The sequence below is a fragment of the Streptomyces sp. CNP082 genome, assembly GCF_059570535.1.
In genome coordinates this window covers 61,518-86,407 of the sequence record NZ_JCANSZ010000001.1, presented here as the reverse complement: position 1 = coordinate 86,407, position 24,890 = coordinate 61,518, and the positions used below count along the sequence as shown (strand labels likewise).

General features: G+C 75.6%; 17 protein-coding genes. 11 read left to right on the top strand and 6 right to left on the bottom strand.

The genetic code is table 11. The annotated features are described in order from the left end of the window. The 4 genes from B124_RS00335 (at nt 1) to B124_RS00320 (ending at nt 9,523) form a co-directional block, all read left to right on the top strand. Entirely contained in the window at nt 1-2,598 is a 2,598-nt protein-coding gene (locus B124_RS00335; RefSeq protein ID WP_496500534.1) for a hypothetical protein, read from the top strand. Between the two features lie 33 nt (nt 2,599-2,631). Further along, on the top strand, nt 2,632-3,864 hold the full coding sequence (locus B124_RS00330; protein ID WP_496500533.1) for a family 16 glycosylhydrolase: 1,233 nt from the start codon (nt 2,632-2,634) through the stop codon (nt 3,862-3,864). Continuing rightward, nucleotides 3,861-6,755 (top strand): glycoside hydrolase family 97 N-terminal domain-containing protein, encoded by a 2,895-nt coding sequence (locus tag B124_RS00325; RefSeq protein WP_496500532.1) that lies wholly within the window; start codon nt 3,861-3,863, stop codon nt 6,753-6,755. Before B124_RS00330 ends, B124_RS00325 begins: the two co-directional genes overlap by 4 nt. Before the next feature lie 158 nt (nt 6,756-6,913). After that, entirely contained in the window at nt 6,914-9,523 is a 2,610-nt protein-coding gene (locus B124_RS00320; RefSeq protein WP_496500531.1) for a glycoside hydrolase family 2 TIM barrel-domain containing protein, read from the top strand. 219 nt (nt 9,524-9,742) lie between these two features. Here the strand turns inward: B124_RS00320 and B124_RS00315 are convergent, their stop codons facing one another. The 5 genes from B124_RS00315 to B124_RS00295 form a co-directional block, all read right to left on the bottom strand. Beyond that, the gene (locus tag B124_RS00315) at nt 9,743-10,570 is read right to left on the bottom strand and encodes an SDR family NAD(P)-dependent oxidoreductase (protein ID WP_496500530.1); all 828 of its coding nucleotides are present in this window, start codon (nt 10,568-10,570) and stop codon (nt 9,743-9,745) included. Next, nucleotides 10,567-11,481: a dihydrodipicolinate synthase family protein gene (locus tag B124_RS00310; RefSeq protein WP_496500529.1), complete on the bottom strand. Its 915-nt coding sequence runs from the start codon at nt 11,479-11,481 to the stop codon at nt 10,567-10,569. The genes B124_RS00315 and B124_RS00310 overlap by 4 nt, the downstream gene beginning before the upstream one ends. Before the next feature lie 136 nt (nt 11,482-11,617). Then, nucleotides 11,618-12,799, bottom strand: a complete 1,182-nt coding sequence (locus tag B124_RS00305) for a mandelate racemase/muconate lactonizing enzyme family protein (protein ID WP_496500528.1) — start codon at nt 12,797-12,799, stop codon at nt 11,618-11,620. A 163-nt stretch (nt 12,800-12,962) separates the two neighbouring features. Then, a complete protein-coding gene (locus tag B124_RS00300; RefSeq protein ID WP_496500527.1) occupies nt 12,963-13,553 on the bottom strand; it encodes an N-acetylmuramoyl-L-alanine amidase in 591 nt (196 codons plus the stop codon). A 174-nt stretch (nt 13,554-13,727) separates the two neighbouring features. Next, nucleotides 13,728-15,032 (bottom strand): ROK family protein, encoded by a 1,305-nt coding sequence (locus B124_RS00295; RefSeq protein ID WP_496500526.1) that lies wholly within the window; start codon nt 15,030-15,032, stop codon nt 13,728-13,730. 277 nt (nt 15,033-15,309) lie between these two features. Between B124_RS00295 and B124_RS00290 the strand changes: the two genes are divergently transcribed. The 4 genes from B124_RS00290 to B124_RS00275 all read left to right on the top strand — a co-directional run bounded on the left by B124_RS00290 (nt 15,310) and on the right by B124_RS00275 (nt 20,391). Beyond that, a complete protein-coding gene (locus tag B124_RS00290) occupies nt 15,310-16,809 on the top strand; it encodes a GntP family permease (protein ID WP_496500525.1) in 1,500 nt (499 codons plus the stop codon). Continuing rightward, the gene (locus B124_RS00285; protein ID WP_496500524.1) at nt 16,806-18,155 is read left to right on the top strand and encodes a four-carbon acid sugar kinase family protein; all 1,350 of its coding nucleotides are present in this window, start codon (nt 16,806-16,808) and stop codon (nt 18,153-18,155) included. Before B124_RS00290 ends, B124_RS00285 begins: the two co-directional genes overlap by 4 nt. 348 nt (nt 18,156-18,503) lie before the next feature. Continuing rightward, nucleotides 18,504-19,541, top strand: coding sequence for a 4-hydroxythreonine-4-phosphate dehydrogenase PdxA (gene pdxA, locus B124_RS00280; RefSeq protein WP_496500523.1), 1,038 nt, complete (start codon nt 18,504-18,506; stop codon nt 19,539-19,541). A gap of 58 nt (nt 19,542-19,599) precedes the next feature. Further along, nucleotides 19,600-20,391, top strand: a complete 792-nt coding sequence (locus tag B124_RS00275) for a DeoR/GlpR family DNA-binding transcription regulator (RefSeq protein WP_496500522.1) — start codon at nt 19,600-19,602, stop codon at nt 20,389-20,391. 74 nt (nt 20,392-20,465) lie between these two features. On the opposite strand, the gene xylB is transcribed toward B124_RS00275, so the two are convergent. Beyond that, nucleotides 20,466-21,887, bottom strand: coding sequence for a xylulokinase (gene xylB / locus B124_RS00270; RefSeq protein WP_496500521.1), 1,422 nt, complete (start codon nt 21,885-21,887; stop codon nt 20,466-20,468). Between the two features lie 103 nt (nt 21,888-21,990). Between xylB and xylA the strand changes: the two genes are divergently transcribed. The 3 genes from xylA (at nt 21,991) to B124_RS00255 (ending at nt 24,881) form a co-directional block, all read left to right on the top strand. Further along, complete coding sequence (gene xylA / locus B124_RS00265; protein WP_496500520.1) at nt 21,991-23,154, top strand: xylose isomerase; 1,164 nt, start codon at nt 21,991-21,993, stop codon at nt 23,152-23,154. A gap of 274 nt (nt 23,155-23,428) precedes the next feature. Continuing rightward, complete coding sequence (locus B124_RS00260) at nt 23,429-23,884, top strand: hypothetical protein (protein ID WP_496500519.1); 456 nt, start codon at nt 23,429-23,431, stop codon at nt 23,882-23,884. Nucleotides 23,885-23,930: 46 nt separating this feature from the next. Further along, nucleotides 23,931-24,881, top strand: a complete 951-nt coding sequence (locus tag B124_RS00255) for a CE1 family esterase (protein ID WP_496500518.1) — start codon at nt 23,931-23,933, stop codon at nt 24,879-24,881. The last annotated feature ends 9 nt before the right edge of the window (nt 24,882-24,890 follow it).

The following is a 24,890-nucleotide window of genomic DNA, read 5'->3' as shown; positions in this document are numbered from 1 at the left end:
ATGCCCAGCCGCCGGAGCTTCGTGAAGGCCGCGGGAGTCACCGCCGTGGCAACGTCGGCCCAGGCAGGCGCAGTTGCCACCGCCGCGACCCCCGCCGCCGGCACCGCCGGAGACCGCGCCGCCGGCCCGGACACCCTGCACCTGGACGGCGACCGTGTCCGCCTCACCTGGGGCCGCACCGATGCCGGCTGGCGCGCCGTCCGGGTCCGCGTCCGCACCCGCCGCGGCTGGCGCGAACTCCCGGGCGCCCTCGGCGAGTACGGCCTCACCCACCACGACGGCGCGGAGCCGCCCGACGCCGAGCAGGTCCGCCGCGAGGAGGCCGGCACCCACCACGCCTTCCTCCCCGCCGAAGCAGCCGCCGAGGGCACCTCCCAGAACAAGGCAGTCGTCTTCCGCCACACCCACCCCCTCGGCACCCTCGAAGCCCGCTGGCGCATCGACGGCCGCCACCCCCACGACGTTCGCGTCACCCTCACCTGGACCGCCGCCCGGGACGGCTGGGTCAGCCTGCGCACCCCCACGCTGTGCGCCCTGCCCGAGCAGGACCTCGCCTTCGGCTGCGTCCCCGGCGGCTGGTACGGCCACGAGACCAACCCCGACCTGCGCATGGCCGCCGAGTACGGCCACGGCCTGCCCGCCGTGCCGCACCTCTTCTACGACGACCTCGCCACCACCCTCGCCCCGGTCGTCAGCACCACCGAAGGGCTCACCCTCGCCGCCGTCGCCGAACCCGGCATGGCCCGCGACCCGTACGCGGCCGACCGCGTCACCCACCGCGACGTACGCATGGCCCTGTCCACCCGCGACCGCGCCGGCCGCCTCACCCCGCACCTCGCCCGCCCTATCCTCGGCCGCGCCGACTCCCGCTGCGCCCCCGGCGACGAACGGGTCCTCGACTTCCGCTTCACCCTCACCGACGCCGACTGGTTCGAGGCGCTGCGGCACGCCGCCACCGACGTCTACGGCTTCGGCCGCTACCTCGAACTCGCCGCCAACAAGCACGCCCTGACCGAGCGCCTCGCCCGCATCCAGGCCACCTACATCGCCGACCCCGTGCTCTCCCAGTGGCTCACCGACGAGTACGAGGGCACCGTCATCGGCGCCCAGAAGTACAACGGCTTCGTCCAGGGCGCCGAGAACGACGCGATGAAGAACTCCGACATCGGCGCGATGTGGGGCCTGGCCGCCGCCACCTCCGACCCGCTGCTGGAACGCGACCGGCTGCCGTACGTGCGCAACTTCAAGCTCGCCCAGCAGCAGACCGCCGCCGGCCGCTACCAGGGGGCGCTCAAGGGCCAGTACTACCTGTTCACGTCGGACCGCTTCGTCGAGGAGGGCAACCCCGACGCCGACATCGCCGACTACGTCGAGCCGCTGGCCACCGCGTACTACGTCATCACCGACCTCGCGCACATCCTGCTCTTCCAGCCCGGCGACGCCGAGTTGGAAGGCCGCATCCGGCTCGCCGCCGACCACCTCGCCGACGCCCAGAAGCCCGACGGCTCGTGGGTCGTCGCCACCGACAAGGAGCCGCCGTACGCGGTCACCTACCCCCATCTGACCGAGGACCTGCGCCCCACCTGGTACGGCCTCCTCGTCGCCCACCACGCGCTCGGCGACCGGCGCTACCTCGACGGCGCCGTGCGCGGCGCCGACTGGTACGTCGCGCACGCCGTCGAACGCGCCCGCTACCTCGGCTCCACCGGCGACTCCGGCTTCCGCATGGACCTGTCCCTCTCCCAGGGCATCCAGGGCCTGCTCGACCTCGCCGACGCCACCGGCGAGCGCCGCTACCGCGACGCCGCCATCGAGGTCGCCCGCCTCCACACCACCTGGATCTACACCCACCCCGCCCCGTCGACCGAGCCCCGCACCCGGGCCGGCGCCACCTACGAGGCGTGGCAGCTCACCCAGCTCGGCCTGCAGAAGGAGCAGAACGACAGCGCCCCCGGCAACGGCCCCATCCTGCTCTCCAGCTTCGCCGGCACCTACCTGCGCATCCACCGCCTGACCGGCGACCCCCTCTTCCGCGACATGGCCCGCGCCGCCGCCCTCGGCCGGGACGCCTTCGTCGCCGAGGAGCCGGGCGTGCACTCGTACTACTGGGTGCGCTTCGACAACGGCATCGGCTCCTTCCCCCACCACGCCTGGTGGCAGATCGGCTGGATCCTCGACTACCTGCTGGAAGAGGTACGCACCCGCACCGGCGACCGGATCGGCTTCCCCCGCGGCTACTTCACGCCCAAGGTCGGCGGCCAGCTCACCTACGGCTTCGCCCCCGGCCGCGTCCACGGCACCCCCGCCACCCTGCGCATCCCGCCGCGGCTGCTCACCGCCGACACCCCGCACGCGGAGACCCTCGGCGCGCTCGCCACCGACGGCGGCCGGCTCTTCGCGCTGGTGCTGAACAGCAGCGCCCGGCCGCTGACCGCCACCGTGACCGCGGACCCGGCGCTGGCGCACCCGGACGGGCCGCGCACCATCACCGGCATCCGCGCCGTCTCCGGCCGCCTCACCGCCGCCGACGCGCCGCGCTTCACCGTGGCGCTGAAGCCCCACGGCATCGCGGTCGTCGCGCTCGACCTCGCCGAGTAGCCCTCTCCGCCGACGCGACCGGAAGGACGTCCCATGCCCCGCGCCACCCCCTTCACCCTCCTCGCCGCGGCGCTCGCCGCCGCCACCGCCCTGCCCCTGCTCGCCGTCGCCCCGCTGCCCGCCGCCGCGGCGGCCCCGCCCGCCCCGGCCGCCGCCGCGGAGCGCGCCGCAGCGCCCGCCGCGGGGCCGCCCGGGACGGGCTGGACCCAGGTCTTCGGCGACGAGTTCGGCGGCTCGGCCGTCGACACCGCCAAGTGGAACTTCCGCACCGACGTGAAGGCCAACAGCGCCCAGCGCCCGCAGAACGTCACCCAGTCCGGCGGCGCCCTGCACATCGCGCTGAAACAGGAGGACTACGCCGGCAAGCAGTTCACCGGCGGCGGCGTCGTCTCCAGGAAGCACCTGCGCTACGGCTACTACGAGACCCGCGCCAGGATCAACGACGGCGCCGGCTGGCACACCTCCTTCTGGCTCATGGCCGGCGACGGCAGCACCACCTTCCCGCCCGAGCAGCGCACCGAGGTCGACGGCTTCGAGACCGACTCGGTCAACCCCGCCAAGACCTCGCACAACGTGCACGGCTGGGAGGGCAGCGGCGTCCACGGCCCGGTCACCTACGGCTCCGGGACGTACGACACCGGACTCGACCTCAGGCAGTGGCACACCTACGGCATCGACTGGTCCGAGAGCGGCGTGAAGTTCTACGTCGACGGCAGCCTGAGGTACACCGCCCCGTACACCCCCGGCCAGTGGATGCACGACTACACGGCCGTCTGGCTCACCAGCATCGCCACCGGCTCGCTGCCCGACACGGGCAAGCTCCCCTCCGCCGCCTCCTTCGACTACGTCCGCTACTGGCAGCGCGACTACTACGTCGACAACGACGGCCCCGCCGCCTACGGCTACTCCACCACCGGCACCTGGCAGCCCAGCGCGCTCACCGGCTGGACCAGGGACTCGCCCGTCTCCTACGGCTGCGCGGCCGGCGCAGAGGCGACATGGCGGCCCCGGCTGCGGGCGGCCGGCACGTACGAGGCGTTCATCCGCAAGTCCGTCTCCGCCACCGGCGGCGACCCCGCCGCGAAGGTGGCCCTGGACAACGCAGGCGCCGTCACCACCCGCACCCTCGACGAGCGCTCCGGCAGCCCCGGCTGGGTCTCGCTGGGTACGCAGTCCTACCAGGCGGGCGAGAGCGCCTCGGTGTCGCTCACCGCGAGCGGGACGGGCTGCGCGCACGCCGACGCGGTGAAGTTCGTACGCCGATGAGGCCGGCAGCCGCGCCGCTGACGGCGCTCGCCGCGCTCCTCGCGCTCGTGCTCCTCGTCCCGGCGGCGCCGGCTCCCGCCGTGCCCGCTGCGCCCGCGGGCCCCGCCGGGACGGGGCCGTCCCCGGCGGCCGGCCGCTGGACGGCCACCGCCCCCGGCGGCCGGGTCGGCGCCACGCTGGAGCGGCTCGACGACGGCGCCCTGCGGCTGTCCGTGAGCCACGACGGGCACACCGTGCTGCGGCCCGCACCCGTCGGGATCACCACCGCCCACGGCGACTTCACCCGCGGCCTCACCCTCGTGGGTACCGACAGCCGCCGGGTCGCCGAGCGCTACGACACCCTCGTCGGCAAGCAACTGCGCCACCGCGCCGACGCGGTCGAGCACACCTTCCGGTTCGAGAACGCCGCCGGCGGCCGGATGGCGCTCGTCGTCCGCGCCGACGACGACGGCATCGCCTACCGCTACGTGCTGCCGCACGAAGGCCCCGTCACCGTCACCGCCGAGGCGTCCGCCTTCGCGCCGCCGCCCGACGCCACCGCGTGGCCCGCGCCGTACGGGGTGACGTACGCGCAGCGGCCGTTCGAGGCGGCGGTCGCCGACGTGCCGGACGGCGCGTACGCCTACCCGCCGCTGTTCCGCACCGCGCCCGGCACGTACGCGCTCGTCACCGAGGCCGACGCGGACGGCCGCTACGGCGGTACCCGGCTCACCCGCCGCGACGGCGCCTTCGCCGTCACCCTCCCCGACGCAGGCGGCGAGACCGCGCCGGGACCGCTGGCCACCCCCTGGCGCGTCGCGGTCGTCGGCGACCTCGCCGGCGTCGTCGAGTCCGATCTCGTGCAGGACCTCGCCCCGCCCTCGCGCGTCGCCGACACCTCGTGGATCGAGCCGGGCGCCGCCGCCTGGTCCTGGTGGTCGGACTCCGCCAGCCCGCACAGCCTCGCGGCCCAGAAGGAATACGTCGACCTCGCGGTCCGGCAGGGCTGGGAGTACGTGCTCGTCGACGAGGGCTGGGACGCCGCGTGGGTGCCCGAACTCGTCGCGTACGCCCGCGCCCGCGGCGTCGGCGTGTGGCTGTGGAGCCGCTGGAGCGACCTGGAGACGCAGGAGCAGCGCGACGCGAAACTCCCGCTGTGGAAGTCCTGGGGCATCAGCGGCGTGAAGCTCGACTTCATGGACTCCGACAGCCAGGAGCGGCTGGCCTGGTACGACGCCGTGCTGGCCGACACCGCGCGGCTGCGGCTCCTGGTCAACTTCCACGGCGCCACGCTGCCGCGCGGCATCGAGCGCACCTGGCCGCACGTGCTGACGGTGGAGGCGGTCGCGGGCGCCGAGCTGTACAAGATCGACCCGAAGCGCATCGGCCCCGACGTGAACGCCACGTATCCCTTCACCCGCAACGCCGTGGGCACGATGGACTACACCCCGGTCACCTTCTCCACCGCGGACCGGCGCACGAGCGACGCGCACGAACTGGCGCTGGCCGTGGTGTACGAGTCGGGGGTGCAGCACTTCGCCGACAGCCCCGAGTCGTACGCCCGGCACCCGGAGGCGGCGGACCTGCTCGCGTCGGTGCCCGCGGTGTGGGACGAGACGCGGCTGCTCGACGGCGAGCCGGGCGAGCGGGCGGTGCTCGCGCGGCGCAGCGGGGCCGCGTGGTACCTAGGCGGGATCGCGGCGGGAGACCGGGCGCAGACCGCGGACTTCCGGCTCGGGATGCTGCCGCCGGGCCGGCACCTGCTGGAGGTGTTCCGGGACGCGGACCCCGACGGCGGGCGCGACGGCATCGCCGTCGAGCGGAGCACCGTCACCCGCGGCGACCGGCTGACCGTGCCGCTCGCGGCCGACGGTGGCTTCGCCGCCCGCGTCTGCGCCGCGGAGCCGGGGCGTACGACCTGCGGTCGCGGCCCCACCGACGCGCGGCTCACCGCCGACCCCGGTGGCGTCCTCGCCGCGCCCGGCCGGTCCGTCGAGGTCACCGCCGGCTTCACCGCGCCACCGGACGACCCGGCCCGGAACGTCGTCGTCGACGCGGTGGTCCCGGACGGCTGGCGGCTCTCCGCACCCGAAGGACCCACCCGGGCCCGCACCCTGCCCCCGGGCCGCACCCTGACCGCCACCTGGCGTGCCACGCCGCCGTCCGACGCCGCGCTGCGCTCGTACGAGGTCGTCACGCGCGTCCGCTACGACGCCGTGGACGTGCCGCGGGAGCACGCCCGGCGGCTCCTCGTCGACCCGGCCGAGGTCGTGCTGCCGCCGCCCGGGCTCTCGCATGTCGAATCCGACGCGGGCCACGCGCTGACGCTCTCGTGGATCCACGCCACCGCCACTTCGGCGTACGTCGAGTGGCGACGGGAGGGGGATGCGGAGTGGAGCCGTACGGACGCCGACTTCGACGGCGTACGCCACCGCGCCACCGTCGGACCGTTCGAGGAAGGGCTGGTGGACCTGGAGTACCGCATCGTCGCGGGCGACGACGTCTCGCCGGTGCACACCGCGAGGCTCGTCGACCCCGCCGCCGTGACCGTGGTCGACGACGGCGCCCCCGGGCACACGGAGAACGGCCGCTGGCTGGGCGGCAGCGTCACGGGCTGGGACGGCGGCCGGACGCGCTACACCGGCACCGCCGGGGACACCGCCGTCTGGCGCGCGGAACTGCCGGACGGCCTGTACGAGGTGGCCGCGTACGTGCCCGCGCACGAGAACTCCACCGCGGCGGCGTCGTACGCGGTGGGGGAGCGGACCACCGGGGTGGACCAGCGGGCGGCGGGCGGCACCTGGGTCGCCCTCGGCCGCCACCGGCCGGACGCCGGCGCGCTGCCCGTACGGCTCACCGCGGGGGCGGGTTTCACCCGCGCCGACGCCGTCCGGTTCATCCGGGTCGACTGAACCGCGCAGCCGACCGGCTGACCGGCCGCGGGGCGCACCGCGTCACGCCCGCGCGGCCTTCGGCTGCTCGAACCGCATGGCGGAGAACACCTCCGCAATCCTCGACGCCCGCCCGCAGTCCGTGAGACAGAACCGCACCACGGAAAGGATTCCCACTCATGCGCAGACTCCTGCGCGCCGCACTTGCCGCCGCGCTCTGCGGGGCGATCACCGCCACCGCCCTGTCCGCTGCGGCCGACGAGCGGGGCCCCGCGAGCCCGGCCGCCGTCCTGCCCGCCGCCGACGCCGGGGGACCCGGCCACCAGACGACCGCCGGGCAGCGCACCACCGGCCTCGACGGCACCTGGCGCTTCACCACCGACCCGGCCGCCGACCCCGCCGACTGGGACGCGATGCCCGTTCCCGGCAACTGGGACCAGCACGACGCGTACGCCGAGCACCAGGGCGACGCCTGGTACCGGCGCACGTTCGACACCCCGCGGCTGCGCTCCGGCGAAGTCGCCCGGCTGCGCTTCGAGGCCGTCAACTACACCGCCACCGTCACCCTCAACGGCCGGGAACTCGGCACCCACGTCGGCGGCTACACGCCCTTCGAGTACGAGGTCGGCGACCTGCTGAAGCGGGACGGCACCCCCAACACCCTGACGGTGCGGGCGAACAACGACTACGCCGTCGGCGCCACCTGGCCCTGGGGCGGTATCTCCCGCCCCGTCACGCTCACCGTCGACCCGGCGGTGCGCATCGAGCGGCAGCACGTCGTCGCCGAGCCCGACCTCGACGCCGGCACCGCGGCCGTGACCACCGAGGTCACCGTCTCCAACGCCGGCGGCACCGAGCGCACGGTGCGCGTCGACGGCGCCCTCACCGACACCCGCGGCCGGCCGCTGCCCGCGGGCGTCCTGCGCGGCCGGGACGTCACCGTGCCGGCCGGCGGGACGCGGACGGTGGAACTGGCGGCCCGGCTGCCGCGCGGCTCGTACGGGCTGTGGTCGACCGACGACCCGCGCCTGTACCGCGCCACCGTCGCGCTGAGCCGGCAGGGCCGCGCCGGCTACGCCGTCTCGGACCGGTTCGGCTTCCGCAGGATCGACATCGCGCCCGACGGGCTGCTGCTCAACGGCGAGCGGGTGCGCACCGCCGGGTTCAACCGGGTGCCCGGGGACCGGGTGCACGGCGCCACCGAGCCGATGTCCGTCGTACGCGCCGAGATCGACCGGATGAAGGAGGCGGGCGCCACCATGACCCGCATCCACCACGTGCCGCAGTCGCCCGAACTGCTCGACTATCTCGACGAGGTCGGCATGCTGAACATCGGCGAGATCTCCGTGTGGGGCAAGGACGCCTCGCTCGACCCCGAGCGCTGGCGGCCGGAACTGCGCGAGATGGTGCGGCGGGACGCCAACCACGCCTCGATCGCCGCCTGGTCGGTCGCCAACGAGATCGCCGGGAACACGGAGACGGGGCGGCACTTCGTCAAGTCGATGATCGACTACACCCGGGCGGAACTGGACGACTCCCGTCCGCTGACGTACGTCAGCAACACCTTCAGCGGCATCGAAGGCCCCGAGGACGAGGCACTGCAGTACGCCGACTTCCTCTCCGTGAACATGTACGGCGGCTTCACCGACCGGGTGCGGGCGCTGCGCGCGCACTTCCCGGACAAGCCGGTGTTCGTCAGCGAGTTCAGCGCCGACGGGTACACCTTCACGCCGGACCGGGAGAGCGTGGAGTTCGCGTCGAAGAGCGACGCCGCCATCCCGGCACAGCTCTCCGCCCTGCCATGGGTCATCGGCGTGTCCCGCTGGACCTTCGACGACTACCGCAGCCGCTACTCCGGCACCTCGCCCAACCAGTTGCGCGGCTGGGGCGTGCAGACCGACTGGGGCGGGCTGAAGCGCAACTACGACCAGATGCGCGCCGCGTACGCCCCCGTGGCCGGACTGGACGTCGCGGCGGCGGACGGCGGCAGCGAGATCACCGTCACCCCGCGTGCGGCCGGTGAGCTGCCCAGCCACATCCTGCGCGGATACCGGCTCAGGTGGAAGGCCCTTGCGGCGGACGGCTCGACGGTGGCGCAGCGCAGCATCCCGCTGCCGCGGGTCAGCCCCGGGGACGAGGCGCTCATCCGGCCGGTGGTGTGGGACGGCGGTGCCGCGGGGGCGGTCACCGAGCATGCCGGGCTCCTCGACCCGCAGGGGTACGAAGTCGCCGTCGCCGACCGGGACCTGGCGGCGCCGGCGGCACCGGAGGTCACGCAGACGGTGGCGGCGGCCGGCGCGGTCCGCGCCGCGTTCACGCACGTCGCCGGCGCCGACTCGTACCGCGTCGAGGCGCAGGCGGCGGCCGGCGGGACGGTGCGTACGGCGGTGGTCCACAAGGACGACCACGGCGACGTCACCGGGCTGTCCGACGGCGCGCCGCACCGGGTGCGTGTGGTGGCGGTGAGCGGGGCAGGCGAGACGGCCTCGGCGTGGACGGAGGTGACGCCGCGGGCCGGGGCCGGCGCGCTGCCGCCGGACGCGCAGTCGCTGGAGCCGGTCGCCGGCGGCGCGGTCTTCCAGTGGCGGGGCGTCGCGGCCGACGAGGCGTACGAGTTGGAGGTCACGGACGCCGCGGGCGAGCCGGTCCGCTCGTGGACTACCCGGCTCCGCGGCTTCAGCCGCATCGAGGAACTGCCGGCGGGGACGGACATCCGGGTACGGGTCCGCAGCGTCCGCGGCGACGGGACGAGCGCGTGGTCGGAGTGGACGGAGGTGTCGACGGGCTGAGCGGGGAGACCCGTTGCGGTGCCCCGGCCCGTGCCCGGAGGGGACGGGCCGGGGCACGCGGCTGCCTGTGCGCGGGGCGGGTCCCCGTACTACGGGACTGCTCCTCGGCATACGAGCACGCAATCCGCGAACGCTTCGGCAGCGGTGCGGTGCCGCGGGGCGATCCCCGCCGGGGGAGGTCCGGGACCCGGAGCGGGCGACGCGCACGCGGGATTCCGGCTACAGGAAGCGCTCCCGCAGATCCGGGCGGAGCCAGGCGGCGGGCGAGGAGATGCTGAGGCCGCCGTCCACGGGCAGCACCGCGCCCGTGATGAACGACGCCGCCGGGGAGGCCAGGAAGTGCACGGCCGCCGCGACCTCCGGCGGGGTGCCGGTGCGGCCCAGCGGATAGCCCTCGGCCACGTGCGCCAGCGGCGGGTCGCCGATCATGCCGGGCGCCACCGCGTTGACGCGGATGCCGCGCGGGCCGTAGTCGAGGGCGAGTTGGCGCACGAGGCCCTCGACGCCCGCCTTCGCCGCCGCGTAGCCGGGCAGCCCGGGGGCGGCGAGGAAGGCGTTCACCGAGGTGACGGCGACGACCGCGGAGCCCGGCGCGAGCCGGGGGAGGGCCGCGCGGGCGACGTAGAACGCCGTGTCCAGCGTGGCGGACTGAGCCAGCCGCCACTGCTCGTCGGTGGTCTCGGCGGCCCGGGCCACCGGCTGCGCCGCCGCGGCCAGCACCACGACGTCCAGCCGGCCCAGCGCCGCCGCCGCGCTCTGGACGCAGCGGGCGGCGCCGGCCGGTACGGCGCAGTCGGCGACGGTGTACGCGGTGTACGACGGGTGCGCGCAGTCCGCCAGCCCGCAGCCGGCCACCCGGTCACCGGCGTCCGCGAAGGCGTCGGCCACCGCGCGCCCGATCGCCGAGTCGCCCCCGACGACGAGCACCCCGCGGGACGCCTGCGCGTGCCGCCCCGGCCCCGTCCCGCCGCCGCCCACGGCCGCGTCCGGCCCCGGCCCCGCGCCCGCTCCCGCGCCTGCGTCCCCGACCCCGCCCACCCCGCTCATCGCGCCGGGCCCGCGGCCACCGGCGGCAGCGCCAGCCGCTCCAGGATCCCGTCCAACTGTCCCCGCAGCGGCTCCGTCAGCGCCTTCGCCGGCAGCCGGACCGCCGCGGAGCCGATCACCCCGCGCCGTACCAGCACCTCCTTGTGCACCGCCCAGGCGAACCCCGCCTGCATCCCGAACCGGATCAGCGGCAGCAGCCGCTCGTACGCCCCGTGCGCCTGTGCCGACCGGCCCGCGCCCCACGCGTCCAGCACCGGCCGCAGCACGTCGGTGAACTCGCACGCCGGCATCGTCCCCACCGCGCCCGCGGCCAGCTCCTCCAGCAGGAAGAAGGCGTTCTGCCCGCCGAGCACGCCGAACCCGGCCGGGGCCGCCGCCACCGTCTCCGCGATCTTCGGCACGGTCGGCGCCGACTCCACCTTCACCCAGTCCACCCCTTCGAGCTTGCCGAACTCCGTGATCAGCGGCACCGGCATCGCCACCCCCGTCGTCGCCGCGGCGTCCTGCACCATGACCGGCGCCCCGGCGCGCTCGCCCAGCGCGCCGTAGAAGTCGACGAGCTGCTGGGCGCCGGGCTTCGCGAGATACGGCGGCAGCACCATCAGCGCGTCGGCGCCGCCCGCGACGGCCTGCCCGCACTGCTCCAGCGCCGTCGCCAGGCTCGTCGGGCTGACCCCGGCCACCACCGGCACGGCGCCGGCGGCCACCTCGGTGACGTCCGCGAGGACCGCGTCCCGGTCCGCGGCGGTGAGGGCGAAGCCCTCGCTGGCCATGCCGAAGACCGCCACCCCGTCGGCGCCGGCGCGCAGTTGGAACTCGGTGAGCCGGCGCAGCGAGGCGCGGTCGAGGCTCCCGTCCGGGTGGAAGGGGGTGGCGAGGACGGGAACGAGACCTCGTACGGGCCGGCTCATGCTGCTGATCCTTTCGTTCGCCCCGCCGGCCGCGCGGCATGCGGTGCGGCCTCGCTGCGGTCGGGTCGTGTCGGGGTGCTGCGTGCGGTGTGCGGGTGGGGCGGCGCGGCGGCGGGAGGGCCGGTCCCGGCGTTCCTCACCCGGTGATCTCCTGCGCGTGGCCTGCGACGAACTCCGCGTCCACCGCCACGCCCAGACCGGGGCCCGCGGGCAGCGGGATGCCGGTGTCCGGGCCGCCGGCGAGCGGGGTGCGCAGGATGCGGCCGGCGACCTGCCAGGTCGTGGGCTGGTACTCGAAGTACGGCATGTCGGCGACCGCGGCGGCCAGGTGCAGCCCCGCGGCGGTGGCCACGCCGAGGCCCGTGGAGTGGTGCGGGGCGACGGGGACGTGGTGGGCGGCGGCCAGCTCGGCGATGGCGAGGGCTTCGGTCAGGCCCGTGCGGCCGGCGTCGGGCTGGGCCAGCGCGAGGGCGCGGCGGCCGAGCCAGTGGGCGAACTCGTAGCGGTTGCGCAGGGCTTCGCCGACCGCGACCGGGAGGTCGAGGCGGCGCTGCAGGTCGCGGTGGCCCTCGACGTCCTCGGGGGCCAGCGGCGCCTCCAGGAACAGCACCCGGCCGCGCCGCTGCAGCTCGCGGCCGAGCCGGGCGGCTTCGGCGGGGGTGTACGCCCAGTGCGCGTCGACGGCGAGGCGCAGCCGCTCGTCGGCGGCGAGGACGGCGTCGACGGTGGCGAGGTCGGCCTCGACGCCGCGGCCGAGGTGCAGCTTGATCCGGTACGCGCCGCGCGCGGCCCACTCGGCGGCGAGTGCGGCGCGCTCGGCGTCGGTGCCGCGGGGCAGCCCGGAGACGTACGCGGGCTGCACGCTGCGGAACGCGCCGCCCAGCAGCTCGGCGACGGGCAGGCCGGCGCGGTGGCCGGCGAGGTCCCACAGGGCGATGTCGACGGCGGCGAGCGCGTCGGCCTGGTGGCCCGTCAGGTGGCCGCGCTCGCGCATCAGGTCGCGCAGCCGGTGCCAGGCGGGGCGCACGGCGCCGGCGGGCGCGCCGAGCAGCGCGGGGCGCAGCAGTGCGGCGACGGCCATGCCGGGCACCTCGGGGCCGACCGGTGCCAGCGCCTCGCCCCAGCCCTCGGCGCCGTCGTCGGCGACGACGCGGACGAGCAGGGTCTCGAAGCGGGCGGAGTACAGGCTGCGCCAGGGTTCGCGGACCACGTACCCGCGGTCCTCGGTGAGGTCGCTGCCGTCGTCGAGCCGCCCCAGATACGCCTCGCCGTGCGGCAACTTGAGCGCGTAGACGCGGACATCGGCGATGCGGGCCATGCTCACCATCCCTGCTTCGGTAACCGGCTCAGGCGATGGCAGATTCCCACATCATGCAAGTGGTATGCAAGAAGTGCATTGACCTTTACGGGACGAGGGGCCCGGTGAGCGGCGACACCCCTGGGCCGCTCACCGGGTGCTCATGGGACCCCGGCGCGGCCCGTCAGGCGGCCCGTACCAGCCGCATGTACTTCGTCCAGTCCCAGTTGGGGCCGGGGTCGGTGTGGGTGGCGCCGGGGACCTCGTTGTGGCCGATGACGTGGTCGCGGGTGCGCGGGATGCCGTAGCGGGTGCAGATGGCGGCGGTCAGTTGCGCCGACCGCCGGTACATCACGTCCGTGAACCAGGCCGGTTGGTCCACCCAGCCCTCGTGCTCGATGCCGATGCTGCGGGTGTTGTAGTCCCAGTTGCCGGCGTGCCAGGCGATGTCCTTCTCCCGGACGAGCTGGGCGATGTAGCCGTCGGCCGAGGCGATGAGGTAATGCGAGGAGACGGCGCGGCTGGGGTTCTGGAAGATGTCGACGGCGTCCTGGAAGTACTCCTGGGTCACGTGCACGACCACGAAGTCCACCGGGTACGAGGACGGGCGGCTGGAGACCGTGTAGTTGGACGGGGAGGCCGGTATCCAGTGCGTCGTGGGGTACTGGGCCGCCTGCGCGGGGGTCGCGGCGAGGCCGCCGAGGCCGGCCGCCGCGGCGGTGGCGGCGGCGGCGCCCTGGATCAGCCGCCTGCGGGGGAGGTTCGCGAAGTCCATGGGGCTCCTGACAGCGGAGGGACATTTGCGCGTACATGACAGTCCGGGATCTATCATGCGGACACGTCAGGCGCCTGCCAAGACATGGCAGGACATGCCAATGGGCGCACCAAAGGCGGTAGTCGGACGGCGGCCGGCCGGCACGGCGGTACGGGGGCGCCCGGAGGCCGCGGGTCAGCCCGCGGCGACGGCGCCCGGCGCCTCCATGACGGCATCGACCTCGCTGAGCGCGGCCCCGAGCAGCGGCCCGTCGGCGCCGAGCGCCGAGACGGTCAGCCGTACGGTACGGGCCGGGTCGGCGACCCGGCGGCCCAGCTCGCGTTCGACCGCGGGCACCACCCACGGCGCGAGGCCGGCGAGCGCGCCGCCCAGCACCACGGTCTCGGGGTCGAGGACGTTCACGGTGCCGGCGACCGCTATGCCCAGCGCACCGCCCGCCGCGCGCAGCGCCGCCCGCACCCGGGTGTCGCCGCCGGCGGCGCGGGCGGCGAGCATGGCGATCCGCCCGCCGGGGCCGGGGTGTGCGGCGCGGGCCCGCTCCGGGTCGATGCCGGAGGCCCGCAGCACCGCCTCCTCGCCGGCGTACTGCTCCAGGCACCCGCGCCCACCGCAGGCGCACGTCCGCCCCTGGGGGCGCACGGGCACATGGCCCAGCTCCCCGGCGAACCCGTGCGCCCCGCGCAGCAGTTCGCCGTCCATGACGACGGCGGCGCCGATGCCGATCTCGGCGGAGACGTGCAGGAAGTTCCGGCCGGGCCCGGCGGGGCGGTCGCCTCGGGCAGGGTGCGCGCCGGCGGGCTGAGCCGCGGGGCCGGTGCCGGGGCCCCGGTCCCCGGCGGCGCCGGACGGCTCCGCCGCGCTCCCCGCCAGGCGCTGCTCCGCCAGCGCGCCGAGGTTCGCCTCGTTGCCCACGCGGACCGGCAGGGCGGACGGAAGCAGCGCGCCGAGGCCGACGCCCTGCCAGCCGAGGTTCGGGGCCCGTACGACCGTGGACTCGTCCCGCGCGATCAGCCCCGGCACCGCCACCGTCAGCCCGGTCGGGGTCAGCCCCTCGCCCCGTACGCGGTCGGCGACCTGCTCGATCAGCCCGGCGAGCCGCCCCAGCACCGGCTCCGGCGGGTGGTCGCGGTTCGCGGCGTCGGCGGCGATCCGGGCCCGTACCCGGCCGCTCAGGTCCACCGCGCAGACCGCGAGGTGGTCCACGCCGATCTCGGCGCCGAGGCCGCAGGGCCCGCGGTCGTTGAGCGCCAGCGCGCTGCCGGGCCGGCCCACCGTGCCCGGGCGGCCCGGACCCAGCTCCACCAGCAGCCCCGCCCGCAGCAGCTCTTCCACGACGGCCGCGACCCCCGCCCGCGTCATCCCGATCCGCGCCGCGACCGCCGCGCGCGAGAGCGGGCCCGCGGCGGCCACGGCGCGCAGCGCCAGGGACAGGTTCCGCTGCCGCAGCGCCTGCTGCGTGCGGGGAGAGGGCGCCGACACGGGCGACTCCTTCACGGCGGTGAGCGGACAGGGCGGGCGGCGGGCGAGTGGGCGGTGGAACGGGTGGTGAGCGGCGGTGACGGGGGTCACGGCGGGCTCGGGCACGACGACCCTACGGCCTGGTGGCGGGGTGCCGGAGCATGTGGGACAGGTCCGAAATCCATAGTTGCGCGGACTGCGCAGAAAATCTTGGATTGACTGCTTGTTTCGCGCAGGTTGCGCGTGCATGATGTGCCTGTCCGAACGGACGTCCACAGCAAAGTCGGAGGAGATCGGCGTGGATCTTCAGCTCTTGGCGGCGCTCGTGCTCGGTATCGCCACGATCATCGTCATCGTGCTGCGCACCAGGCTCGACGCCTTCGTCGCACTGCTCGTCGCCTCACTGGTCACGGGCTTCGTCGCGGGCGCGCCCGCCACGGACATCATCGATTCCATCACCGCGGGCTTCGGCTCGACGCTGGGATCCATCGGCATCGTGATCGGCCTGGGCGTGGGCCTGGGCAAGATCCTGGAGGTCTCCGGCGCGGCGGACGCGCTGGCCAGGGCCTTCGTCCGGGCGTTCGGCAAGGGCCGGGAGCCGTGGGCGATGGGCACGACCGGCGCGGTCGTCTCGATCCCGGTGTTCTGCGACTCCGGCTACGTGATCATGAACCCGCTCGCCCGCTCCATAGCCCGCGTCAAGCGCGCCGGCTATGTGACCCTCGCGCTCGCGCTGGGCTGCGGCATGACCCTCACGCACCACCTGGTGCCGCCGACGCCCGGCCCGCTGGGCGTGGCCGGCATCCTCGACGCCGAGCTCGGCAAGCTGGTGCTGGCGGGCCTGGCCTTCTCCGTCGTGCTGCTGCCCGTCGTGGTCGGGTACGCGCGCTGGATAGGCCCGAAGCTGGAGAGCGAGGTCTCGGACGAGGTCCGCGAGGCCGTGTACGGCAAGGCCGCGGTCACCGCCGGCGCCGGCTCCGCGGGCGCCCCGGCCGGCCTCCCCCCGGCCGGCCTCCCTCCGGGCGATGACATCGACGGTGACCTGGAGCCCGAGCGCGACCCGGCCGCCGCCCTCGGCACTCCGCCGCCCGGCGCGAAGCCGCACCGGATGAACGCGTTCCTCGCCACGCTGCCCCTGGTGGTGCCGCTGCTGCTCATCGTGGCCAACACCGTGGCCTCCGCCATCGACCAGAACCGCCAGGACGCGGTCGGCTCCGACGACTACGAGCCCGCCGCCCTGCCGAAGGCCCTGGCCTTCATCGGCAGCCCCGTCGTGGCGCTCCTGATCGGCATCGTGCTCGCGGTCTACGTGCTGCTGCCCCGCTGGACGACCCGCACCCAGGTCGGCGGCTGGCTCTCCGAGGCCGCCGCGTCCGCCGGACTCATCATCCTCATCACCGGCGCGGGCGGTGCGCTCGGCCAGGTCCTGCGCGACACCGGCGTGGGCGACGAGCTGGCCGAGGCCATCTCCTCCTGGAGCCTGCCGGGCGTGCTGGTGCCGTTCCTCATCGCCTCGCTGGTGCGCGTCGCCCAGGGCTCCGGCACGGTGGCGATGATCACCGCGGCCTCCGTCACCGCACCGCTCGTCGACGGTCTCGGGATATCCGCGCTGCTCGCCGCGCTGGCGTGCTGCGCCGGCTCGATGGTCTTCAGCTACTTCAACGACTCCTACTTCTGGGTCGTCACCCGCTTCACCGGTCTCGACGGGATCGCGGCCATCCGCGGCTGGTCGGGCATCACCACGGCCGTGTGGCTCGGCTCCCTGCCGCTGCTGCTGGTTGCGAGCACGTTCATATGAGCGGGCCGGCGAGCGTACGTCCGGGCGGCCGGCGGGCGGCCGTGCTGGTGGCCGCGGACGACCTGACGGGCGCGAACGCCACGGCGGCGGGCTTCGCCCGGGCCGGGCTGCGCGCCGTGACCGTCGGGGCCGACCAGGGGCCGGACGTCCTCGCCGGACTCGCCGGGCAGTTCGACGCCGTGGTGGTCAGCACCGACAGCCGCCACAGCCCGCCCGCCGAGGCGGCGCGCCGGGTGGCCGCGGCCGTACGCGCAGGCTGGCCGGCCGAACTGATCAGCAACCGCGTCGACTCCACCCTCCGCGGCAACGTCGGCGCCTCCACCGAAGCCCTGCTGGAGGCCGTGCGCGCGGCCTCCGGCCGGCGGGCCGTGGCGCTGTGCGCCCCAGCCCACCCCGAAGCGGGCAGGCACACCGTGCAGGGCACCCAACTGCTCGACGGCATGCGGCTGGAGGAGACCGAGCTGGCCCGCGACCCGCGCTCGCCCGTGCCCACCTCGGACATCGCGGAGCTGCTGCGCCGGCAGGCGGACCTGCGGATCGCCCGCGTGCCGCTGTCGGTGGTCACCGCCGAGCCCGGGACGCTCCAGGCCCATCTGGACAAGGCGGTCGCCGACGGCGCCGAGGTGGTCGTCGCCGACGCGCTGACCGTCGAACACCTGGAGCGCACGGCCGCGGCGGCCGTCGCCGCCGGCGGCGGGGACATCGTGTGGACCGGCGTCGACTCCGGGCCCGGCTCGGTGGCGCTGGCCCGCGCGCTCGGCATCACCGGCCGCGCCGCGGGCGCGCCGGTGCTCGCCGTCTCCGGCTCGGCCACCGCGCTGACCCGCACCCAGCTCGCCCGGCTGCGGGCCGTCGAGCCGGTGCGCGTCGTCCGCCCCGTCACCGCACCCGGCTCCCCCGTCCCCGAACCCGCCGCCACCGCCGAGGCGCTGGCGGCGGAGCTGGCCGCCGCGGGCCCCGGCGAGGTCGTGCTGCTCGCGACGGTGCTCGACGAGGCCGACGTCGTCGCGCTCGACCCGGCGGACGCGGCACGGTTGCCGGCGGAGCTGGCCCGCACGGTCCGTACCGCCCTCGAACGACAGCCCGTCGACGGCCTCTTCGCCACCGGCGGCGACGTCTCCGCCGCCCTGTTCGCCGCGCTGGGCGCGGCCGGGCTCGACGTCGAGGAGGAGCTGGAGCCGCTGGCGGTCGCCGGCAGCTTCGTCGGCGGCGACTGGGCCGGGCTGCCGGTCGTCACCAAGGGCGGTCTGATCGGCGGCGCCGACACCACCGTCGCGTGCGTCGCCCATCTGCGCCGGGCGGCGGCCGCCGCCCGGCGGCACGTTCCGGCCGCCGGGAGACGTTGAACCCTGTGACCCCCCCGAACATCACGAGGAGGAACCACCGTTGACCTCTCCCCCGGCTGAAACAGGGGGATTCAGCCCTCGCGGGTTGAGTTTTCTGCTTCATCGACAGCAGCTACCCCGAACTAACGGCGGGGGACGTGGGTACGCCCAGCAGTCTTACGCCAGCTCCACAGACCTGACATCCCGCCAGCCCGGCGGTAGGCCCCGCCAGCTTGGTTGCCGCCGACCGGGCGGCGCCGATGTTACACGCCTGTCCGCCCGAGGGGCGAACGGGCTTTTCCCGCCCTGCTCTGCAGGGGTCCGATTCTTCCCCCGCCTGAACGCGGGGGTATCCACGGAGGAAACTCGATGACACACCCCGTCCTCGCCGTCACCCTCGGCGACCCCGTCGGGATCGGCCCGGAGATCACGGCGCGCACCCTCGCCGAGGTCGCCGGGCAGACCGGGCACCACGGCATCGCCGTCGGCGACGCCGAGGCGCTGCGCCGCGGCGCCCGCGCCGCCGGCCTGGACGCCGAGGTGCGCGCGGTGAGCGGCTTCGACGCCGAGCCGGCGGGGCCCGGCGTCATCGACGTCTTCGACACCGGCGAACTCGGCGTGGACGTACCGGAGTGGGGCAAGGTCGACGCCCGCGCCGGCCGTGCCGCCGTCACCGCCATCGAGGTCGCCACCCGCGCCGCGCTCGACGGCAAGGTCTCCGGGATCGTCACCGGTCCCATCAACAAGGAGGCGATCTGGAAGGCCGGCTCGAAGTACCTCGGCCACACCGAGATGCTCGGCGAGCTGACCGGCGTGACCCGCCAGGACACCATGTTCGTCGTGCGCAACACCGCGGCCGAAGGCCACCATCTGCGCATCTTCTTCACCACCCGGCACGTGGCGCTGCGTACCGCGCTCGACCAGATCACCGCGGAGCGCGTCGGTAAGTCGATCCGCGAGGCCGTCACCGCGCTGCGGGTGTTCGGCACCGAGTCGCCCCGCCTGGCCGTCGCCGCGATCAACCCGCACGGCGGCGAGAACGGCGCCTTCGGCGACGAGGAGATCGTGCACCTCACCCCCGCCGTCGAGGCCGCCCGCGCCGAGGGCCTGGACGTCCACGGGCCCGTCCCCGCGGACTCGGTGTTCCACCAGGGCCTCGTCGGCCGCTACGACGGCGTGCTGTCCCACTTCCACGACCAGGGCCACATCCCCGCCAAGACCTACGACTTCGACGGCACCATCTCCGTCACCGTCGGGCTGCCGATCCTGCGCACGTCCGTCGACCACGGCACGGCCTTCGATATCGCGGGCACCGGCCGCGCCGATCACGGCACAATGCTCTCGGCGTATCTCGCGGGCGTGGACTACAGCCCGTTCGCAGAGCGGATCCGCCGGACGTACGGCTGACCCACCCCCGCCCGCCGCGGGTCCCGCCGCGGCGGGCGGATGACAGACGGAGGCACGTGTGGCCCACCCGACGGCGCGACGCGGCACGCGTGAGCGGCACGAAGCCCTGCTGAGGCTGCTCCGCGAAGGCACCACGCAGGTGGAGGAGCTGGCCGCGGCGCTCGCCGTGTCCCCGTCGACCGTACGGCGCGACCTGGGCCGGCTCACCGAGGGCGGCCGGGTGACGCGCACGTACGGCGGCGCGGTGGTGCCCGAGGCGTTCCCCGAGCGGCCGGTGGGGGAGAGCGCGCTGGTCCGGCTGCACGCCAAGGCCGCGATCGCGGAGTCGGCGCTCGCGCTGGTGCCCAGGAGCGGCGCCGTCTTCGTCGATGCGGGCACCACCTGCGCGGCGCTCTCCCGGCAGTTGCTCGAAGCCGACGCGCACACCGGCGGCAGTGTCGTGGTCACCCGCGGCCTGGAGACCGCGCAACTGCTCGCCGGGGCACCGGACATCGACGTGGTGATGCTCGGCGGCAGCGTGCGCCCGCTCAGCCACGGCCTGGTCGGCCCGCTCACGGACCTGGCGCTGGAACGGCTGTCGTTCTCCGTGGCGTTCCTCGGCGCGGACGCCGTCGACCCCGGACGCGGCATCGGCGAGCCGACGCTGGAGGAGACGGCGGTCAAGGAGCGCGTCGCCGCCCGCGCGCACCGCGTCGTGGTCCTGGCCGACGCGACGAAACTGGCCGTCGGCGACGCACCGGCCTGGACCCGGCTGCCCCGGGGCTGGACGCTGGTGACCGACGCCGAGGCGCCGGAGGACCTGGAGGGACGCTGCGCGGCGGCGGGGGTGACGCTCGTCCGCGCGGGCTGAACGGCCCCTCCGCCCTCCCGGCCCCTCCGCCCTCCCGGCCCCTCAATCCTCCCGGTCCCTCAGCCCTCGGCCCCTCAGCCCGCCCGGCGCAGCAGCGCGCCCGCGTCCGCCAGCACCGCGCTGATCCGCTCCAGCGTCGCGTCGTCCCGCTCCACCGGCCCGTACGTGCGCCCCTCCGCCGTGCTCCAGCGCCGGGCCACCGCCGCCGGGTCCTCGTCCAGCAGCAGCCCCGCCGCCTGCGCAGCCGCCCCCAGGGCCACCAGCTCCTGCGCCCGCGGCACCTGCACCGCCCGGCCCGACAGCCGCCGCACCGTCTCGCGCCACGCCGCGCCCTGCGCCCCGCCGCCGATGAGCAGCAGCGGCGCGTCGGGGTCGGCGTCCGGTCCTGAGACCTCCGCAAGCGCCGTCAGCAGCGCGTGCACCGCGCCGTCGTACGCGGCCTGGAGCACCTGCCCCGGGGTGGTGTCGTGGCGCAGCCCGTGGACGAGGCCGGAGGCGTGCGGCAGGTCCGGGGTGCGCTCGCCGTCCAGGAAGGGCAGCACGACGGCCGAGCCGCCGGGCCGTACCTCCTCGCGGGAGCGGCCGAGCAGCGCCGCGATCCGGTCCACGGCCTGCGTGCAGTTGAGGGTGCAGGCCAGCGGCAGCCAGTCGCCGCGCGCGTCGGCGAAGCCGGCGACGGTGCCGGTGGGGTCGGCGGGGCGGTGCCCGGAGACGGCGTAGACGGTGCCGGAGGTGCCCAGGCTGAGCACCGGCTGCCCGGCGGCCAGGCCCAGGCCCAGGGCGGCGGCCATGTTGTCGCCGGTGCCGGGCGCGACGAGCGCGCCGCGGGGAACGGGCAGGTCGTCGATGCGTACCGTACCGGCCGCCTCGCCCGGCCGCAGCACGCGCGGCAGCAGGTCGGGGGAGAGGCCGACGTGCGCCAGCGTCGCGGTGTCGTAGCCTTCCGCCGCGGCGTCCCACCAGCCGGTGCCCGAGGCGTCGCCGCGGTCGGTGACGGCCTCGCCGGTGAGCCGCTCGGTGAGGTAGTCGTGCGGCAGCCGGACGGCGGCGGTGGCCGCGGCGGAGTCCGGCTCCTGCTCGGTGAGCCAGGCCCACTTGGTGACGGTGAAGGAGGCGGCCGGCACGCTGCCGGTGCGCTCCGCCCAGCCCTTCGGCCCGCCCAGCTCCGCGACCAGCCGGTCGCGCTGCGCCGCGGAGCGCACGTCGTTCCAGAGCAGCGCGGGACGCACCGGCCGCCCGCCGGCGTCCAGCGTCACCAGCCCGTGCTGCTGCGCGCCGACCGCGACCGCCGCCGCCTCGCGCGCCGGCTCGCCGCAGGCGGCCAGCGCGGTGCCGAGCGCTTCCCACCACTGCTCCGGATCGCTCTCCCGACGGCCGCCGGTGCTGACGGCGTGCGCGGCCTGGCCGCGCGCCACCACCTGCCCGGTCTCGCTGTCGACGACCAGCGCCTTGGTGGACTGCGTCGAACTGTCGACGCCGATGACAAGGGGCCCCATGCTGCTGTCCTCCGCGACTCGTCGGCCGGCTCTTCCCTCCGACCCGGTCGGCATCCTATTTTGTAAAGCGGCCTTACGAAATAGATCCGCCGAAGGAGCCGCCATGTCGTTCACCCCGACCCCCGAGGACAAGTTCAGCTTCGGCCTGTGGACCGTCGGCTGGCAGGGTCGCGACCCCTTCGGCGACGCGACCCGCGCCCCGCTCGACCCGGTCGAGACCGTCACCGAGCTGGCCGAGCTGGGCGCGTACGGCGTCACCTTCCACGACGACGACCTCATCCCCTTCGGCGCCTCCGAGACCGAGCGCGAGTCCCACGTCAAGCGCTTCCGCCAGGCGCTCGACGCCACCGGGATGGCCGTCCCCGCGGCCACCACGAACCTCTTCACCCACCCCGTCTTCAAGGACGGCGCCTTCACCGCCAACGACCGCGACGTCCGCCGCTACGCGCTGCGCAAGACGATCCGCAACATCGACCTGGCGGTGGAGCTGGGGGCGACGGTCTACGTCGCCTGGGGCGGCCGTGAGGGCGCGGAGTCCGGGGCCGCCAAGGACGTGCGCGTCGCGCTCGACCGGATGAAGGAGGCGTTCGACCTCCTCGGCGAGTACATCACCGGGCAGGGCTACGACCTGCGCTTCGCCATCGAGCCGAAGCCCAACGAGCCGCGCGGCGACATCCTGCTGCCCACCGTCGGCCACGTGCTGGCCTTCATCGAGCGGCTGGAGCGCCCCGAGCTGTACGGCGTCAACCCCGAGGTCGGCCACGAGCAGATGGCCGGGCTCAACTTCCCGCACGGCATCGCCCAGGCGCTCTGGGCGGGCAAGCTGTTCCACATCGACCTCAACGGCCAGAACGGCATCAAGTACGACCAGGACCTGCGCTTCGGCGCCGGCGATGTGCGGGCCGCATTCTGGCTGGTGGACCTGCTGGAGACGGCCGGCTACGCGGGCCCGAAGACCTTCGACTTCAAGCCGCCGCGCACCGAGGACAAGGAGGGCGTGTGGGCGTCGGCCGCGGGCTGCATGCGCAACTACCTCATCCTCAAGGAGCGCGCCGCCGCCTTCCGCGCCGACCCAGCCGTGCAGGAGGCGCTGCGCGCCTCGCGCCTGGACCAGTTGGCGCAGCCCACCGCGGACGGCTCCGGCCTCGCCGGGCTGCTCGCCGACCGGGGCGCGTACGAGGACTTCGACCCGGAGGCGGCGGCGCAGCGCGGCATGGCCTTCGAGCACCTGGACCAGCTGGCGATGGACCACCTGCTGGGCGTCTGAGACACCCGGCCGCGTCTCCCGCGGCGCCGCGGGACCCCACGTCCCCCGCACCCCCGCCCAAGGGTATGCCGCTCCTCCGACAACGCCGGCCCACGCCGTACGGCACCGGCCGTACAGCCTGGCCGCACGATCAGGCGGCGCCGGCCGCGTACGGGGCCTCACGCGCCCGTACGCGGCCACCGCCACCGCTCTGACCGGCGGCGGAGTGTCGCAACCCTGTCACGACCCCGGCGGAGCCATCCCCTCCGCCCGCGCCGCGCGTGAAGCTGTGGCCATGAGCTACCCGCCGCCCGCAGACGCCCCGCCGCCGGACCAGACACCCCCGTTCGGCAGCACCCAGCACTGGCCTGCGCCGCCTCCGCCGCCCACCGTCCGGAACAAGAACAGGCGCTGGCTGGCGGTCGCCGCGGCGGCCGTGGTGCTCGTCGGCGGCGTCGGCGTGGCGTACGCGGTCGTCAGCGGCGGCGGCGACGATGAGGACGCGCCGTGCGCCTGCACGCCGCCGCCGAGCGAGAGCCCGTCCGCCAGCCCCGACGGCCCTCAGCTCCCCGAGGACATTCCGACCGAGCTGCTGCCTCCCGGCGTCGACCCCGAGGACCTGCCCAGCGGCCTGAACCCGGAGGACATCCCGACCGAGCTGCTGCCTCCCGGCGTCGACCTCGACGACCTGCCCAGCGGCCTCGACCTGGAGGACATCCCGACCGAGCTGCTGCCGGAGGACGTCTCCTAGGCGGCCGCCGTCCGCCGCGGCGCGCACCGCCGTAGGATCGATCATCATGACGACCCGGGCGGAGACCGTACGGCGTGCCGAGCGGCACGAGTTGACCTATCGCGGGCGCCGCCGGCGCTTCCTGCTGCTCCGCCCGGGGCCCGGCACCGGCACTGTCCCCGGCGTCGCTACCGGCCCTGCCCCGCTCGTCGTCGACCTCCACCCCAGCGGCCTGGGCCCCGCCGCCCAACTGCGCGGCAGCGGCCTCGGGGAGCTGGCCGCGCGCGGGTACGCCGTGGCGGCGCCGCAGGGGGCGCTGCCGTACCAGGGCGGCTGGGCCTGGTCGCTGCCCGGGGTGCCGCTGGCGGGGGAGGAGCGGATACGGGACGAGGCCGGAGACGTCGACGACGTCGCCTTCCTCGGTGTGCTGCTCGACACCCTCGACGGCATGCTCGCCCTCGACCCCGCCCGCCGCCACCTGGCCGGCTTCTCCGGCGGCGCCCGGCTCGCGAGTCACGCCGCCGTCGCCTTCGGCGACCGCCTCGCGTCGGTCGCCTGCGTCGGCGGCGTCCGGCGGCCGGGCGGCCCCGCCGACGCCGCCCCGCCGCTGCTCGCCGTCCACGGGCTGCTCGACGACACCAACCCGTACCACGGCGCGGCCGGCCCCCGCTGGGACGAGCCCGTGCCGGCCGCCGTCGCCCGCTGGGCCGCCGCCGCGGGCTGCGCGGCAGCGCCCGTACGGACCGAACCCGCGCCGGGTGTCACGGAGTCCCGCCACCGCGACGCCGCCGGGCGCGCGCCCGTACGCCTCGTCACCGTCGCCGCACTCGGCCACGCCTGGCCGGGCACCCCGGACCCGCTGCTCGGCGGGCACGCCAGCGGTACGGGCAGCGACGCGTACGACGCCTCGGCGGCCGTACGCCGCTTCTTCGCCGAGTTCGACGGACGCGGCGGGGACGGCGAGGCCGACGGGTTCGGCGAGGCCGACGGGATCGACGGCGAACGCGCCGCGCCCTGAGCCGGACGG